The organism is Enterococcus canintestini (genome assembly GCF_001885735.1).
Classification (GTDB): domain Bacteria; phylum Bacillota; class Bacilli; order Lactobacillales; family Enterococcaceae; genus Enterococcus_C; species Enterococcus_C canintestini.
Genome location: NZ_JXKG01000005.1, coordinates 74,172 through 90,944 on the forward strand (window position 1 = coordinate 74,172; position 16,773 = coordinate 90,944).

Genomic DNA, 16,773 nt, shown 5'->3' on the forward strand with positions numbered 1-16,773 from the left:
CGAACAAAAGATTAATATCCTTTAATATGCGAAAATACGTTCGCTTTTTCTTGCTTTTTTTAGATAGAAAGGCTATTATTAAACAGTAATTAAGAGATAATTCTCTTAGTAGTTGCTGTGTTTTTATTTTTTAGATTGTGTCGCTTCACCAGCTGAAGCTTTTTTCTAGATGAAAGATAATGGAGGGAATTTATTTGGCAGATGATCGCAAAGCAGCTTTGGATGCTGCATTAAAAAAGATTGAAAAAAACTACGGTAAAGGTGCCGTAATGAAATTAGGAGAAAAGGCAGATCAACAAGTTTCTACGATTCCAAGTGGCTCACTTGCATTAGATGTTGCTTTAGGTGTGGGTGGCTATCCACGGGGACGGATTGTTGAAATCTACGGCCCTGAAAGTTCTGGTAAAACAACCGTTGCTTTACACGCCATTGCAGAAGTGCAAAAAAATGGCGGGACAGCAGCTTTTATTGATGCTGAACATGCTTTAGATCCATTATATGCACAAAAATTAGGCGTTAATATTGATGAATTATTACTATCACAACCAGATACCGGTGAACAAGGATTAGAAATCGCGGATGCTTTGGTTTCCAGTGGTGCGATTGATATTGTCGTCGTCGATTCCGTTGCCGCTTTAGTACCACGGGCAGAAATTGATGGTGAGATGGGGGACGCCCACGTCGGGTTACAAGCACGTTTGATGTCACAAGCGTTGCGTAAACTTTCTGGCTCAATTAATAAAACCAAAACAATCGCAGTATTTATTAACCAAATTCGTGAAAAAGTCGGTATCATGTTTGGTAATCCTGAAACAACTCCTGGTGGACGCGCGTTGAAATTCTACGCAACAATCCGTCTTGAAGTTCGTCGGGCTGAACAATTAAAATCAGGTACCGATATTATTGGGAATAGAACGAAAATCAAAGTCGTTAAAAATAAAGTTGCGCCACCTTTTAAGGTAGCTGAAGTTGACTTAATGTATGGTCAAGGTATCTCACAAGAAGGCGAGCTTTTGGATATGGCCGTTGAACAAGATATCGTTGATAAAAGTGGTGCTTGGTATTCTTATCAAGGCGATCGTATCGGCCAAGGCCGTGATAACGCCAAAAACTATATGAAAGAACATCCTGAAATGAAAGCAGAAATCTCCACTCGTGTGCGGGAAGCTTATGGGATTGGCGATGGCAGTGAAGTTCCAGAAAAAGCTCAAGAAGAGTTACCTTTAGATTAATTAAAAAAGGTTGTGATAAATTTTTATCGCAACCTTTTTTTTATTTTTTATTTTTTTGCAAAAACGTATTCTTTGTTACTGCATACGTTTATGACATCTTTTTAGTAGAATTTATTGAAAGAAAATGGTTTGGGGAGAAATACCTGTATTAACGAACACTAACAGCTAAATGGGAAACGTTATATGCTGTCTCAAAGTTTTTTGCCGTAATCCAACTTGGTCCGAAGACGGGATCAACGACATGATAAAAACCATTTTTATAACCATCCATAGTAACAACATGGCGATTCCAAATCGCATCACCCCAAAAAAGGTGTTTATGTTCAGCTGGCTCAAAAGCATAAGTAACCCACACGATAACTGGGTTTTGGTTTGCTACTTCATTTTTCAACGTTTGAACGGTAGCGCCAGTCTGATTTACTAACTTACCCCCATTTTTATTCCCCCATTTAACTACTGGTGTAGGATTCATACCTTGATACGTACCATTAACGTTATGTCGCCATTCGCCAGAAAAGCCATTATTGGGATTATTGTTAGGCGAAACTGGCATCGATTTGACAAAAGTCATTAAATTTTGTTTTGTCGCAATTCCTTTATAATGTAGTGCTTCTAGCAGTGAGGCACCTTCACATAACATAGTATTACCTTGGTTGATAAAAGGGACACCCAATAAAACTACTTTGTCAGGCTTAGGAGCAGCTGTAATTACAGTAGCGCTACTATTAATATAGCCTAACCACATTCCCTTTGAATTGTATAAAGAATAATATGTTGCTCCGTTAAAGTGGTGATAATAACCTTTAGCGAGAATTGTTTGCTTAGCGATGCTATTGGCCGAACTTTTGAATTGCCAACTAAAGTTGCGCCAGACTGTCCAATTTTTAGTGATTTTAACGTATTTATTTAAACTGTGGTAATAACCTTGTGGGGCCACTTCTTTCACGCCACTTGAATTGAAATAGCCTAGCCACTTATTGTTATTATCATAAAGTGAGTAATAAGTCGCACCGTTAAAATGTTTGTAGTAGCCACTTACTTTTACAACGCGATTATTAAGTGTAGCGGCTTTATATTTAGATTGACCGTTAAAGTTATTCCATATTGTCCAAGTCGGCTTCGTGACGGTGACATATTTTGTGGTGGCATGCCATAAACCTTGGATGGGAACTTTTTTGGTTGCATCAGCATTCAAATAGCCAACCCATTTATCTTGATTATTATATAAAGAGTAGTAGGTAGCTCCATTTTGGTGAAGATAAACAACTTTTACATGCAATAATGTATTGATATAACTGGCGCTAACCGCGCGTTTATGCCAAGAAAAATTTGACCAAATGGTGTAGTTCTTATTGGTAATTTGAATGTAAAAATTTGCTCCTTTTGCCTTGACGGGACTACTTGCCACTATCTTTTTAACAACGGATTTGGTAGTACTATTTTTTTGCGGTTCATTTTTTACTACTGTCGTTGTTTTAATTAGTGGACTGACTTTTTCTTTACCGGTAGAATTTGCTGTAATTTGTTCTGCAGTAGAAATTGTAGCTAGTGGAGTAGAGCTACCACTTCCAACGGAGCTACTTTCAAAACTACTATTACTATCGGGACTACTAGATTGTGTAAAAGAATCATTACTGCTGGTTGACTCTATTGTCTTTGCTTGAGTTGACATAGGAACCAGGCTTAGGGCGATTAATAATAACAAACCACTTAAAAACATCTTCTTATTTTTCATTTTCTTAACTCCAACCTTTACCGTGTTTTCAAACAGTTGTTATTATACACCTGCTTTAAACATACGGAAAATAAAAATCATCCACATGTCTATATATTTATATAGAAGATATATCTTTATTGAGACGACAATTTAATTAGTGGTCATTTTATTCCGAGTCCGTCTTATTGCTTGAGAGCTAAACGAGTTCATTTAGCTTTTCTTATTGATCCAGCTTCATGAACTAGCTATCTACGGCAATAAGCCAAAATCTTAAGAAATTTGAGGAGCAATTTATTAAAATTCCATCTTGTTGCTTGAGAGCTAAACGAGTTTATTTTGCTTTTCCTATAATCTAGCTTCATGAACGAACTCTTAGCGACATTAAGTCGAAATGATAAGAAATTTGAGGAACAATTTCATATCATTCCGCCTTAATGCTAAAGAGTTGAACACGTTCATTTTGCTTTTTCTATTGTCTAGCACATGCAGCAACTCTTCGGGAAAAATTCAAAAATTAGTTTCTGGTAAAAAGCACCAGAAAGCGAATTTCTGATATTTTTCCAAAGAGCTACCCGCTGCCTTTAGCTTTTCTCGGTGTCTAGCAAAATGAACGAACTCTCTNAGCGAATTTCTGATATTTTTCCAAAGAGCTACCCGCTGCCTTTAGCTTTTCTCGGTGTCTAGCAAAATGAACGAACTCTCTACGGCAATAAGCTGAAATTTGAAGAAATTTGAGGAGCAATTTATTAAAATTCCATCTTGTTGCTTGAGAGCTAAACGAGTTCATTTTGCTTTTCCTATAAAAAAGATATATCTTTTCTAAAATTTGTTGCATCTTATCTAAAGTTTGTTTCTTACTTCTTATAATTGAAAGCGGTATTATTACTACGTCAGGAAGGTGACAAGCGTTGTCTTCTATGCAGAAAAACATAAGGAGGTCTAAAGATGAAGAAAAGAAAAAAAGTGGGCTTTTGGCAAAATGTATGGCGCTATAAGGCTTTGATTTTAATGGCGTTGCCGGGTTTTGTTTGGTTTATCTTTTTCTTTTATATACCAGTCTTTGCCAATGTGGTGGCGTTTAAAGATTTCCACATTTCACCAAATGGCTTTATTGACAGTTTGGTAACGAGTAAGTGGGTTGGCTTTGAGAATTTCAAATTCTTATTTGCTTCAAAAGACGCTTGGCTGATTACCCGTAATACGATTGCTTACAACGTAGTTTTCTTAGCTTTTAACTTATTTTTCGCGATTGCTTTTGCAATTATTATGAGTGAATTACGGAACAAAAAATTGGTGAAAGTGTATCATACGATGTCTCTTTTACCTTACTTTTTATCTTGGGTTGTAATCGGTTACTTCTTATACGCCTTCTTAAGCCCAGATAAAGGGATTTTCAATTTGTGGTTAACCAACCATGGTAAAAACCCAGTGAACTGGTATACAGATCCAACTTGGTGGCCGCTAATTTTTGTTGTCATGAATGTCTGGAAGAGCTTAGGTTATAACAGTATCATCTACTATGCTTCTGTGATGGGGATTGATCCAACATATTATGAAGCTGCAATGGTGGATGGGGCTTCTAAATGGCAACAAATTAAAAATGTTACCATTCCACAAATTGTCCCAATGATGATGGTCTTGTTGATTTTAAACATCGGCGGTATTTTTAGAGCAGATTTTGGGATGTTTTATAACTTGCCACGAAATAATGGTGCGTTATACCAAGTAACGTCAGTTTTAGATACTTACATCTATAACGGCTTAACCGCTACAGGGGACATTGGGATGTCTTCAGCCGCTAGTTTGTATCAATCAGTGGTCGGGGCAATTTTATTATTAGGCACAAACTTTGTGGTTCGTCGAATCGAACCAGATTCAGCATTATTCTAAGGAGGAGCGACACATGGGTAAAAAAGAAAAAGTTTCAAAAGTGGAAATTCGTTCCTTTAGTCCCACAGTTAATATTATCTTTAATATCTTGATTGCGTTATTTGCAATTTCATGTGTGTTACCGTTTTTCTTTGTTGTGATGATCTCACTGACAGAAGAACATTCACTAGCAGAATTAGGCTATCGTTTTTGGCCCAAAGAATTTTCAACCGCAGCGTATTCTTACATTTTTGCTGGCCAAATGAGTTCAAAAATCTTCCGTGCTTTTGGCGTAACGATTTTTGTAACGGTTTTAGGGACAGTGGTAAATGCTACCATGACATCACTTTATGCGTATGTGATTTCGCGATCGAATTTTCCTTTCCGTCGCTTCTTTACAGTTTTTGCTTTAGTGACGATGCTTTTCACACCAGGGATGGTAGCAACGTACTTAATTGTCAGCAACATGCTTTATTTAAAAGATACAATTTGGGCATTGATTTTACCGATGGCATTGGGACCTTTTAATATTTTAGTGATGCGTACTTTCTTTATTAAAACAGTGCCAGATAGTATTATTGAATCGGCTCGGATTGATGGGGCAACAGAATTACGAATTTTTACAAAAATTGTCTTACCTTTAGCAGTACCAGGGATTGCGACGATTAGTTTATTTGCCGCTTTAGGTTATTGGAATGACTGGTTTAACGCATTACTTTACATTCAAAATGACAACTTGGTACCTTTGCAATATTTATTGATGAAAATTCAAAGTAATTTGGATTTTCTAGCCAAAAATGCAGGCATGGGGGCGCAAATCCAAGGTGGACTTGCAGCGTTACCTTCAGAATCTGCCCGCATGGCAATCGTTGTGGTTTCAACATTACCGATCGCATTGACATATCCGTTTTTCCAAAAATATTTTGTCGGCGGATTGACAATCGGCGGAGTGAAAGAATAAGAGAGTGGAGGAGAAGTAATGAAAACGTGGAAAAAAGTGCTAGGTGTCAGTGCATTGGCATTGATGACAGCAGGGTTAGCTGCTTGTGGTAGCCAAAAAGATGCTTCATCAGACTCAGGATCAAGTAGCGACTCAAAAACATTATTAATGTATCAAGTCGGGGACAAACCAGAAAATTACGATGAATTAATGAAGATTGCCAACAAACGCATTAAAGAAAAAATTGGTGTAACCGTCGACTTACAATATATTGGGTGGGGCGATTGGGATAAGAAAATGCCAACCATCATTAACTCTGGTGAAAGTTATGATATTGCGTTTGCTTATCAATATGTTGCCAATGCCCAAAAAGGCGCTTTTGCTGACTTAACCGAATTATCACAAAAATATGCCAAAGATTATATGGATCAATTACCTGAAATGTACAAAAAAGGTAATGAAGTAGACGGCAAATTATACGCAATTCCAGTTTATGGCAATGCGTGGGCACAACAAGTTTTAACTTTTAACGATCAATACGTGAAAAAATATAACTTGGATATTTCAAAAGTAGACGGATCTTATCAATCAGCCACTGAAGTATTGAAACAATTCCATGAAAAAGAACCAAATATTGCTGCTTTTGCAATTGGTCAAAGTTTTAACGCTTCTTCAAACATGGACTTCCCATTAGGAAAAGACTATCCATTTGCGGTTCGTCTAGATGCTGAAGGTGCACCAAAAATTATTAACCAATATGAAGACAAAGAATTCCAAGACAACTTGAAAACATTGCATGAATGGTACAAAGAAGGTTTAATTCCAACTGATGCAGCTACTAACACAACTGGCTTCCCATTAGAAGGTAACACTTGGTTTATGCGGGAAGAAACCCAAGGACCAATGGATTACGGCGATACAATTTTACGTAATGCTGCACAACAAGATTTAACTTCACGTCCGTTAACACAACAATTGAAAACGACAAGTCAAGCGCAAATGGCAAACTTTGTTGTTTCCAATACTTCTAAAAACAAAGAAAAAGCAGTTGAATTCTTAAACTTGTTAAACACTGATCCTGAATTATTAAACGGTTTAGTTTACGGTGTTGAAGGCAAAGCTTGGGAAAAAGTTGGCGATGACAAGTTGAAATTACTAGACGGCTACAAACCAAACGAACACATGGCCGCTTGGAACACTGGTAACAACATGATTTTATACACGCAAGATACAATTACAGACGAACAAATCAAAGAACGTGATGAAAGTATTGAAAATGCTAAAACTTCACCAATCTTAGGTTTCAACGTTAAAACAGATAATTTCAAAACCCAATTATCTAGCATTATGAACGTCATGAACCGCTATAAAGCAAACTTAAATACTGGTTCAATCGACCCTGAAAAAACTATTCCAGAAATGGTTGCTGAATTGAAAAAAGCAGGTTGGGACGATGCACAAAAAGATATGCAAAAACAATTGGATCAATTTGTGAAAGATAACAAATAATTAATTTAAAAGTATTCTTGTTTAGAAATTGTCAGCGGTTGCGATTATTTGCTATCGCTGACTTTTCTAATCAGAAAAGTATGGTAAAATTTGGTGGTTAAAGTTGAGATGATAACAGGATTGTTATTTCAGCTGTGATTATCAAATAGTTATATTTATAACGAAATAAAAATTTGGTAAATGAAGATAAAGGAGTTTTTAAAATGGTAAGTAGCGGTATTCAACGTCTTTTTTACGTAGTCTGGATGATTATCAAATTAAATTTATATTTTGTTTTATTTACCTTAATGAGCGGTGTCCTTTTTGGGGCAGGGCCTGCTTTTCAAACAATGACTGATTTATTGATGGAACATGGGATTGATTATCAGCAAGTAACTTTTAAAGGCTTTATGAGCCAATGGCGTAAAAACTTTAAACGAAGCAATGTTCACTTTTTACTTTTTGCTGGGATTAGTTTTTTTCTGGGCTATAATTTATATTTATCGGCTCAAATTCAAGGCTTACTATGGTTAGTCATTGATTTTGTCTTAGTCTTTGTTTTGTTATTATTAACAGTTTTTTATTTATATGTGACCCAGTATGAAACAAAATATGAGATTACGCATTTTAATTTATTCAAATTGGCTTTTGTCAGTGTCTTTTTAAACTTTAGTGCCTTTTTGAAAGTGTTATTTGGTTTAATTTCGATTTTGGTGTTGACTTGGTTCTTTAAGGGGCTGTTGTTATTTGCTACTTTTGCACTGATTGCAGTTTGGAGTGGCTTTGCAACAAAAGACAATCGTTTTATGGTCGCACGAAAGTTGGCGCAACATGGCTAAATTTTTAGCTCGTTTTGATAAGGGTAAATATTTAATGAATCGCTTGATGCAAATTTACAGCCTTCTGTTGGTGGGAGTTATCCTACTGACGGTGGCTGCTTTGTGCGTTTATACAGCAGATAGTAATTACCGTAAATTAAACAGTGATTTAGTGGGATTGGAAAATCGTGTGGTGAATTCAGTCGAAGATAATAACGATACGATGAGTTTTATTTATATGGAGTTGGCAGGTTCCAATACCGCCATTGAAAATGTCAGACAGTACTTGAATTTGTCTGCTGCGGATTATTTTGAGTATACGCAAGATTCTTGGCTAGCCTACCAGCGGGACACCCGTATCTCTGAGACAATTAACGGTTTTTTTAACGCTTTTAACGATTTGGAGCAACTTTATGTGACGCTTGATGGTTCATCTAGTTATTTAATGGCCGATAAAGACAATCATAATGGCCGCAAGTTACAAGGCAAAATGCCAACTAAAAGCGGTTTTGTGATTACTCGTCCGATTGTCGATCAATATGGATCTAAAATGGTGGGTGAAATTTCTGCTGTCTTTTCGCGGGCGGCAGTGTTGGGCATGTTGGAAGATTCCATGGTAGCAGATGGCATGGACGCTTATATTTTTGATAATGCCAATAATCCGATGTTTACGACCCATAATCAGTTGAGTCAAAAAGACTACCAAAAATTAGTGAATGCTATTGAAAATAAACAACCCATTCCCTTAAGTATTAACAAAAAATATTACGTTTTACAAAGAAAAACCAGTCGCGATCTTTCCTATATTTTACTCGCTAGTAAAAAGATGTTGTGGCAAAAAAATCTGCGTACTTTTGCGATTGCAATTTTAGTTGGGTCTGGACTAGCTGCCATTTTACTTACAACATTGAAACGAACCTTTAAACGCTATTTCCAACAAATTGAAACGATTGTTGGCATTACGCACAGTGTCGCAGAAGGAAATTTAAAAGAACGCATTGACGTTTCCAAAGTTCAAGATGAATTATATGATCTATCTGAGGCGATTAATTTTATGATCGCCAGTCTAGATCAATACATTCGCGATAATTATGACTTGGAGATTAAACAACGCGATGCCCACATGCAGGCGCTACAATCGCAAATTAATCCGCATTTTCTATATAACACGTTAGAATATATTCGGATGTATGCTTTAAGCAAACAACAAAAAGAATTAGCAGATGTGGTCTACGCTTTTTCCGCGCTTTTGCGCAATAACACCACCCAAGAAAAAACTACGACGCTAAAAAAAGAACTTTCTTTTTGTGAAAAATATGTCTACTTGTATCAAATGCGTTACCCTGATCGTGTCGCCTATAACTTTACAATTGAGCCCGCTTTAGAAGGTCTGATTATTCCCAAATTTACGATTCAACCGTTGATTGAAAATTATTTTGTCCATGGCATTGATTATACGAGAAACGATAATGCGATTAGTGTTAAAGCACATTTTGTGGATGATGATATTGTTATTTACGTCATTGATAACGGCAAAGGAATGACACCTAAACGGCTTTTGGAGGTTCAACATAAGCTGAAACAACCTGAGCTTGAATCACAAAGCTCAATTGGGATGCATAATGTCTATGCCCGCTTACAAAATACTTTTGGAATGGCATTTAGTATGACAGTAGCATCTGAGTTAGGTAAAGGCACCACTCTGACGATTAAAATCAAAGGAGGCCATCATTTTGTATAAAGTAATGCTCGTTGATGATGAATATATGATTTTAGAAGGTTTAAAACAGATTTTACCGTGGCAAGAACTCGGGTTTGAAATCGTTAAAACAGCCCGCACCGCAGCAGAAGCGCTGGCCTATTTAAAAGCAGCACCGGTGGATTTGGTTATTAGCGATATTACCATGCCGGAAATGTCTGGAATCGAGATGATTGATACCGCCTATAAACGGGGCGATAAGTTTGCGGCGATTTTTTTATCCGGTTATCAAGAATTTGAATACGTCAAAGAAGGAATTCGCCTTGGTGTGAAAGACTATTTGGTTAAACCTGTCGACCAAGAAGAACTCTTAGAGATTGTCGAAAAAATTAAAGTGGAGCTTGATAAAACCATTCAGCAACAAGAAAAAGAGCAATTAGTACTGGAAAATAGTTTAAGTCGCTGGCTAAACGACGAATTAAATGAAACGGACTTTTTTGCTTTAATGGCGCATTTTGATACCAATCCTTTGGGGCCATTTACGGTCATTAAAATTTTAAGCGAATCAGATATTTTACTGGCGATTGGAAAAGAAGCCAAAAAAATTGGACAACCCCTAATTATTTCAGGAGGGCCGCAACAACACCAACAAATAATTTTAATTTTTGATGGTGCTGGTGAAAAAGTTTTACAATTTTTAGCCTATTTAAAACGCCAATATCCTAAAAATTTAAAAATTTTCGTTGGCGAAACCATTCAAGAATGGGAAAATTTATACGAAAGTTATGAAAAAGTATTACAGATCGAAGAATTAAATGATTTTTATCCGGACTTATTGCCAACTTCTGCCGCTGATTTGGCTGAAGAAATCGGAGAGAGTGAATTTTCCTTTTTGGCTTTCAATAAATCATTAATGATTGGTGATCAAAAAACGATTCAACAAGAGCTAGATGCCATTTTTGAAGATGCGGTTATCCGACAATTACAACCGGAAAATGCGCGTTATATTGCCTTTTTACTTTTTACTGATATTTCGCGCCAATATCCAACTGCTACAAAAGACATTTACGAAGAAACAATTGAAAAAATTCGCCAAAGTCACACAGTTTATCAGTTAAAAGAACTTTTAGAAGATGTCTTGCAAATGGCCAAACGCCAACCAGTTGAAAAACAATTTTCTGAAATGACGCAAAAAGTAATCGAAATCGTGCAAAAAGATTATCGTCAAGATTTAACCTTAAAGCTAGTTGCAGATAGGCTTCATCTAAATGCCGTTTACCTCGGACAAGTGTTTAAAAAGGAAATGCACAATAGTTTTTCCCAATATTTAAATCAAATTCGGATTAAACGGGCACAGCAGTTGCTGCTTCATAGTAACTTAAATATTAATGAAATCGCCGATGAAATTGGCTACAACAATACAAATTATTTTTCGAAAATGTTCAAAAAATTAAATGGTATTACCCCCAAAGAATTTCGTGATGCTTATCATGGGGATTATGCTGATTTAAAAAGTTAACAAATTTTTTGCTAGAAGCAAGAAGTAGGAGGCAACATCATGACTAAAAAGCAATTTCCAAAAGGATTTTTGTGGGGAGCGGCAACTTCTGCTCCTCAAACAGAAGGACACAGTTTAGAAAACGGCAAGACAAAGACAACGTGGGATTACTGGTATGAAACAGCACCGGAAAAATTCAACGCAAATGAAGGGCCAAACAATACGTCAAATTTATATGAAATGTATCAAGAAGATTGTAAGCGAATGCAAGAAATAGGTTTGAATTCCTATCGTACTTCTATTTCTTGGGCGCGTTTGTTGCCAGATGGTAAAACAATCAACAAAGAAGCAGTCACTTTTTATCGGGATTATTTTAAGCAAATAAAGGCAAACGGGATCACACCAATTATCAACTTATTTCATTTTGATATGCCGATGTGGTTAATGGATAAAGGTGGCTGGGAAGCTCGAGAAGCCGTAGACGCTTTTGCTTTTTACGCCAAAACCGCTTTTGAAACTTTTGGCGATTTGGTGACTGACTGGACGACATTTAACGAACCGATTGTGCACGTTGAAATGGGGTATTTATACGGCTACCATTATCCTGCGATTGTCGATTTTAAAAAAGCGGTACAAGTGGGCTATCACACCCTTTTGGCGCATGCGGCAGCCGTAAGAGAATTTCGCCAAGTGCTACCAACAGGCAAGATCGGAATTATTTTAAATATTACTCCCACTTATACTCGCAGTGATGAAAAAGCAGATAAAAAAGCAGGACTTGCTTCTGATTTATTGAATACTAAGAGTTTCTTAGATCCTGCTGTGCACGGTACAATTCCGCAAGCTTTGATTGATTTATTAGCAGAAAATGAATTAACGCCTCAAACACAAGCAGAAGATAAAGAACTTTTACAAAACACAGTTGATTTTATCGGGTTGAATTATTATCATCCACGGCGGGTACAGGCGCCAAAAAATCCTCATGTTCCGGCTGTCATGCCAGAAGACTTGTATGCGCCTTATGATTGGCCAGAAAAACGAATTAATCCTTATCGTGGCTGGGAAATTTATCCAGAAGCCTTATATGATGTGGCGATGATGATGAAAAATGAATACAAGAACCTGCCGTGGTTTGTCTCAGAAAATGGGATGGGAGTAGCTGATGAAGAACGCTTTATGGATGAAAACGGCATGATTCAAGATGATTATCGGATTGAATTTATGGTGGAACATTTAAATTATCTTCATCAGGGAATCACTGAAGGAAGTAATTGTTTTGGCTATCATACGTGGACATTTATCGACTGTTGGTCATGGCTTAATGGGTATCGCAATCGCTACGGTTTTTATCGGGTAGATTTAAATAATCATTACAAACGAACGTTGAAAAAAAGCGGTTTGTGGTTTAAAGAAGTAAGTAAAAATAACGGCTATGACGCCAATATTAACGTTGATTAATTGGTGAAAACAAAGCAGAAAGCTGATAGATAGGTTTTGACTGTTATTTTTAAGCTGTTTAAAAATTGGTGACATAAATGAAGGAGGAAATTAGATGGTACTTGCAGTTTTTGATATTGGCGGTTCAGCCGTAAAATATGGAACATGGAAGGATAAAACGCTACACGATACGGGCAGTTTTACTACACCGGCGACTTTTGCAGAAATGGTAGCTGAAATGAAACAGGTGATTGCAACGATTGGTACAATTGATGGTGTGGCGATCAGTTCCCCAGGGGCGGTAAATGTTAAAGAGCGCCGCATCGATGGGATTAGTGCGGTGGAATATTTACACAATCGGCCCATTTTTGATCAATTAGAAGCTGAGTTTAATGTACCGGTCACGATTGAAAATGATGCCAACTGTGCGGGTATCAGTGAAATAGAATTAGGAGCAGGGACAAAAGCGCAAAATGCAGTTTTTGTCGTGATTGGCACCGGTATTGGCGGTTCAATTTTTATTAACCGTAAAATTTATCAAGGCAGTCATCTATTTGGTGGCGAATTTGGTTTGATGAAGCCTTTTGGCAAAAGTATTTTAAGCCCGATTGGAACAGCGGTCAATACTGCCAGAAAATTTACCGCAGATACCGGCCGAAAAGTAGATGGTCGCATGTTATTTGAATTGGCCGATCAAGGAGATGAATCTGCACAAAAATATTTGGCTGAAATGTACGATGCGCTAGCCCATTCGTTATATGATGTCCAAGTTTCCATTGATCCAGAAATGATGATTATCGGTGGTGGCATTTCGGTGCGGGTAGATGTGATTGAAAATATTAAAACCCGTCTGTATGACTTGTTAAAAGCAGAAGGCGTGGAAAGCATTATGCCAGAAGTTGTCGCTTGTAAATTTAAAAATGATGCCAATTTAATTGGTGCAGCGGCAAATTTTGAAGTTTTAAGAGGATAATAAAACAGCTCAGTTAGGACTATGATTCTCGTGATGCCCCCTAAAAAGTGAGATTAAAAATCTAACTTTTAAAAAGGTGATGACAAGAAGATAAGTACTAGCTGAGTTGTTTTTTTCATAATAAAAGAATTATAGGAGTTTTACAAGAAGAGAGCTGACAGGCCAAAATTTTTGTAATCCAGCGTAATTTACTCTTTACGACAATAAACGGACATGGAAAAAGCGATTATCAAGATTTCAGATTATTGTTTGAGAATGGCTAAGATTTTTCTGTTTTTTAGTTATTTCTCTATAATTTCAGTATAAAAATCTTGTAATTCTTTGATTTTGTCTGTCATATTAAAAAGCGCTAGTGCGTTATAAAATTCAGTAAAATCAACAGTGGTGGGGTCGGCTGCTGCTCTAGCTTGTAATAATTTGTCAAAATATAAAGCCATCATTTTGGCATACATGTATTTTGGTTTCTTTGCGACAGTGGTTAACCCGGTTAAAAATTGGTTTAAAATTTGATCATTACAGCGTTGGAATCCTAGAATAACGCCGTTTATAAAAAAGGTAGTTAGTAGCGAAGTGTAGTAAGGATTCGCGGCATTTTCAGCTAAGGTTTCTTTGGAACTTTCCAACAAAGCTAAAATCATCTCGTCTGAAAAAGCGAACATCAAATTCATAAAAGTGGTCATTTCAAAGTGCTGCCAGACTTCCACTTTAAAAAGATAGTCACAAATTTTATTAATTTCTTTGGTATATTTTTGCGCATCGAAGCGATCATTTTTATAGGCTAAAATCGTCTCTGTTTCAAACCATAAAATATAATAGTAAAAATCGTGATGAGTTAAATAATTTTGCCAAATCTCGGCTTTTAGCTCTTTAGAAATATGGCCGGCATAATATTCTTTGACAAATTGGTCTGCAAGACGACGTTTAGGAGAAATCTCCTGATCTTCTAGAAGCAGTTGATATTCTTCGACTCGTAAGTTCATGCGGTCTAAGTATTGCAATAAAATGCCACTTGAAAGCTCAGTTCCACGATTTTCAAAAGAAGAAAGAGTGGTACGAGAGCTGATACCTTCACAAAGTTGTTTTTGCGTAAAGCCGCGTTCTAAGCGTAATTTTTTTATAAGTTGTGCCTGTTTCATGGTTAATCTCCTATGACGCATTTTTGTACGGAGTTAGTATATCTTTAAAAAAATGTTTAGGCTATAAGTATTAACAAAAATTAAATAGTCTACAAAATTTAGTCTGGGTATTTGTGAACAACAAAAATTTTATTTGTTCGAGGAGTAAAAAGATAATAAATGTGCAGAGGTAAAGAAAATAGTTTTTGTAAAGTGGAGGAATCTTGAATGAAAAAAGCAATTGCAATTGTGGTAGGTATCACGATTGGCTGGGGCCTGAGTAGTTTTTTTATGACTGAAAAAATATCTCTTTCTTCATTATTTATCATGATTATATCTGCATTGGCAGTTTATGCAGTAGCGTTTTATTTAGACAAACGCAAAGGAAAATAATTTTTTGTAAGCAGTAAAATCAAGGCAAACATTTTTGATTTGGAGTAGTTGGCTATGGCAATTTTTTGTCATAGCCTTTTTTCGTGAAATTTAAAATAGATTATACCAAGGGAATTACTTAAATTTTTACGTGGTATAATTTTTTTGAAGATATAAAATGAATAATCAGTTTTAGAATACACTTTTAGTTATAAAAATAAGTAGGAGGTTAAGCATATGATCCAATACAAAGAAAATGACCGAGTAGAAAAAGAGGATTTGAAACAATTATATTCGAGTGTGGGCTGGATTGCATATACTAATAATTTAGAGGTGTTAGATCAAGCTGTCAACAATTCATTAGCAGTTATTACGGCATGGGACAATGAAAAGCTAGTCGGTTTAATTCGCGTTGTAGGTGATAATTATACGATTATCTATATTCAAGATATTTTAGTACATCCTGATTATCAAAATAAGCAAATAGGTACGCAATTAATGAACCAAATGTTACAAAAATATAAAACAGTGAGACAGAAAACTTTGCTAACAGAAGATGCCCCAGATGTTAGACATTTTTATGAAAAATTTGGATTTTCTTCTTGTGACAAAGGCAGTGCAGTCGCATTTTATAAAGAATTTTAGTTGTTTACCAGCGCAGTTAACCTAAGGTAAGGTTATCGGATGTAATCGTGATAAAATAATCTGTGACGCATTTTTGTACAAAATTAAGACTATATAAAAAAAGTGATTATACTAAAGCAGTAAGAAAAAGTTGTAATATTTTGGTTTGAACAAAGAGGAGGAAATGTGATGTATCCTGATTCGCCTTGGGAAGTCGAAGTATTTTAATTGAAAATGAAAAAGTAGGGTTTGGTAAAATCAGTCATGCATTTGGGGAAATGCACAGAAAAGCTGATTCATTTTTTTACTGAAAATAAAAATAAACGGACTTTTATTTTAGAGTCTCCTTTAAGCTGGCAGATTAAAGTAAAAGTCAAAATTTACAGATTTTATACATAAGGTTAGAAAGCAGTTCACTGTTTTGTCCATAGCGTTTTACGCATTGTCTTTTTCTTTTAGAAAAAGAGTTCGCAACATCTACTAATTGCAGATGTTCATATTAAAAAAAACAGGCAACTTTAATCTTATGTCAGCTACTGCTGTTACAGGTCGCAAATAGCCGTCAATTTTGAAAGAACTTAGTTACTAAGACATCTTTTAAAAACGGCTTTTTGCGATTTTTTTGTTGGTAAAGTTGTACCTGAGAAAGGTGGATGTAAGCTATTAAAAAGAAACAGATTTTTAGGAAGTGGTGGCTATTTCTTGTCATGGGGATTGTTGCTTACAGAATTTTAGATCGTGTCTTCTCATCTGTCTACTTGATACTAATCTTCCTAATTTATTTTATCGGTGTATTCATATATACTTTCTGGAATTATGATCACTTATGAGTGACATCGATAGTGATAGAAGTATGTGTAAATTATTATTGTAGGAATTTTTATCTTCAAGTCTAATTTATGAAAAATACTGGTAATAAGACATTTTGACTCTAAGATAAATTGAAGAAATAACCTTTCGGCAGTGTCAATAATTGTATAGTGTCATATTA

At 36.0% G+C, this 16,773-nt stretch carries 13 protein-coding genes; 11 read left to right on the top strand and 2 right to left on the bottom strand.

Translation table 11 applies throughout. From position 1 onward, the window contains the following. Positions 1–194 precede the first annotated feature (194 nt). Positions 195–1,232 (top strand): recombinase RecA, encoded by a 1,038-nt coding sequence (gene recA / locus RU96_RS04835; protein WP_071864408.1) that lies wholly within the window; start codon positions 195–197, stop codon positions 1,230–1,232. 148 nt (positions 1,233–1,380) lie between these two features. On the opposite strand, the gene RU96_RS04840 is transcribed toward recA, so the two are convergent. Next, positions 1,381–2,967 (bottom strand): C39 family peptidase, encoded by a 1,587-nt coding sequence (locus RU96_RS04840; RefSeq protein WP_071864409.1) that lies wholly within the window; start codon positions 2,965–2,967, stop codon positions 1,381–1,383. A gap of 927 nt (positions 2,968–3,894) precedes the next feature. Here RU96_RS04840 and RU96_RS04845 point away from each other — a divergent pair. The 8 genes from RU96_RS04845 (at position 3,895) to RU96_RS04880 (ending at position 13,671) form a co-directional block, all read left to right on the top strand. Beyond that, a complete protein-coding gene (locus tag RU96_RS04845) occupies positions 3,895–4,839 on the top strand; it encodes an ABC transporter permease (protein ID WP_071864410.1) in 945 nt (314 codons plus the stop codon). Positions 4,840–4,852: 13 nt separating this feature from the next. After that, positions 4,853–5,779 carry a carbohydrate ABC transporter permease gene (locus tag RU96_RS04850; RefSeq protein WP_071864411.1) on the top strand — a complete coding sequence of 309 codons (927 nt, stop codon included), beginning with the start codon at positions 4,853–4,855 and terminating at the stop codon, positions 5,777–5,779. Positions 5,780–5,797: 18 nt separating this feature from the next. Continuing rightward, on the top strand, positions 5,798–7,267 hold the full coding sequence (locus RU96_RS04855; RefSeq protein ID WP_071864412.1) for an ABC transporter substrate-binding protein: 1,470 nt from the start codon (positions 5,798–5,800) through the stop codon (positions 7,265–7,267). Positions 7,268–7,470: 203 nt separating this feature from the next. Continuing rightward, entirely contained in the window at positions 7,471–8,085 is a 615-nt protein-coding gene (locus tag RU96_RS04860) for a YesL family protein (protein WP_071864413.1), read from the top strand. After that, positions 8,078–9,805: a sensor histidine kinase gene (locus RU96_RS04865; RefSeq protein ID WP_071864414.1), complete on the top strand. Its 1,728-nt coding sequence runs from the start codon at positions 8,078–8,080 to the stop codon at positions 9,803–9,805. Before RU96_RS04860 ends, RU96_RS04865 begins: the two co-directional genes overlap by 8 nt. After that, a complete protein-coding gene (locus RU96_RS04870) occupies positions 9,798–11,282 on the top strand; it encodes a response regulator transcription factor (protein WP_071864415.1) in 1,485 nt (494 codons plus the stop codon). Before RU96_RS04865 ends, RU96_RS04870 begins: the two co-directional genes overlap by 8 nt. A 39-nt stretch (positions 11,283–11,321) precedes the next feature. Continuing rightward, entirely contained in the window at positions 11,322–12,719 is a 1,398-nt protein-coding gene (locus tag RU96_RS04875; RefSeq protein ID WP_071864416.1) for a glycoside hydrolase family 1 protein, read from the top strand. A gap of 94 nt (positions 12,720–12,813) precedes the next feature. Beyond that, complete coding sequence (locus RU96_RS04880; RefSeq protein ID WP_071864417.1) at positions 12,814–13,671, top strand: ROK family protein; 858 nt, start codon at positions 12,814–12,816, stop codon at positions 13,669–13,671. Positions 13,672–13,952: 281 nt separating this feature from the next. On the opposite strand, the gene RU96_RS04885 is transcribed toward RU96_RS04880, so the two are convergent. After that, positions 13,953–14,807, bottom strand: a complete 855-nt coding sequence (locus RU96_RS04885; RefSeq protein WP_071864418.1) for a helix-turn-helix domain-containing protein — start codon at positions 14,805–14,807, stop codon at positions 13,953–13,955. A 207-nt stretch (positions 14,808–15,014) separates the two neighbouring features. On the opposite strand from RU96_RS04885, the gene RU96_RS12945 reads away from it, so the two are divergent. Further along, positions 15,015–15,179: a hypothetical protein gene (locus RU96_RS12945; RefSeq protein ID WP_159429696.1), complete on the top strand. Its 165-nt coding sequence runs from the start codon at positions 15,015–15,017 to the stop codon at positions 15,177–15,179. 216 nt (positions 15,180–15,395) lie between these two features. After that, entirely contained in the window at positions 15,396–15,803 is a 408-nt protein-coding gene (locus RU96_RS04890; RefSeq protein WP_071864419.1) for a GNAT family N-acetyltransferase, read from the top strand. Positions 15,804–16,773: the final 970 nt, after the last annotated feature.

Bases quoted from the DNA above. Each gene is read 5' to 3' on its own strand.
- RU96_RS12945 (WP_159429696.1), top strand. From the start codon at position 15,015: ATGAAAAAAGCAATTGCAATTGTGGTAGGTATCACGATTGGCTGGGGC.
- RU96_RS04885 (WP_071864418.1), bottom strand. From the start codon at position 14,807: ATGAAACAGGCACAACTTATAAAAAAATTACGCTTAGAACGCGGCTTT.
- RU96_RS04850 (WP_071864411.1), top strand. From the start codon at position 4,853: ATGGGTAAAAAAGAAAAAGTTTCAAAAGTGGAAATTCGTTCCTTTAGT.
- RU96_RS04845 (WP_071864410.1), top strand. From the start codon at position 3,895: ATGAAGAAAAGAAAAAAAGTGGGCTTTTGGCAAAATGTATGGCGCTAT.
- RU96_RS04880 (WP_071864417.1), top strand. From the start codon at position 12,814: ATGGTACTTGCAGTTTTTGATATTGGCGGTTCAGCCGTAAAATATGGA.
- RU96_RS04890 (WP_071864419.1), top strand. From the start codon at position 15,396: ATGATCCAATACAAAGAAAATGACCGAGTAGAAAAAGAGGATTTGAAA.
- RU96_RS04840 (WP_071864409.1), bottom strand. From the start codon at position 2,967: ATGAAAAATAAGAAGATGTTTTTAAGTGGTTTGTTATTATTAATCGCC.
- RU96_RS04875 (WP_071864416.1), top strand. From the start codon at position 11,322: ATGACTAAAAAGCAATTTCCAAAAGGATTTTTGTGGGGAGCGGCAACT.
- RU96_RS04865 (WP_071864414.1), top strand. From the start codon at position 8,078: ATGGCTAAATTTTTAGCTCGTTTTGATAAGGGTAAATATTTAATGAAT.
- RU96_RS04860 (WP_071864413.1), top strand. From the start codon at position 7,471: ATGGTAAGTAGCGGTATTCAACGTCTTTTTTACGTAGTCTGGATGATT.
- RU96_RS04855 (WP_071864412.1), top strand. From the start codon at position 5,798: ATGAAAACGTGGAAAAAAGTGCTAGGTGTCAGTGCATTGGCATTGATG.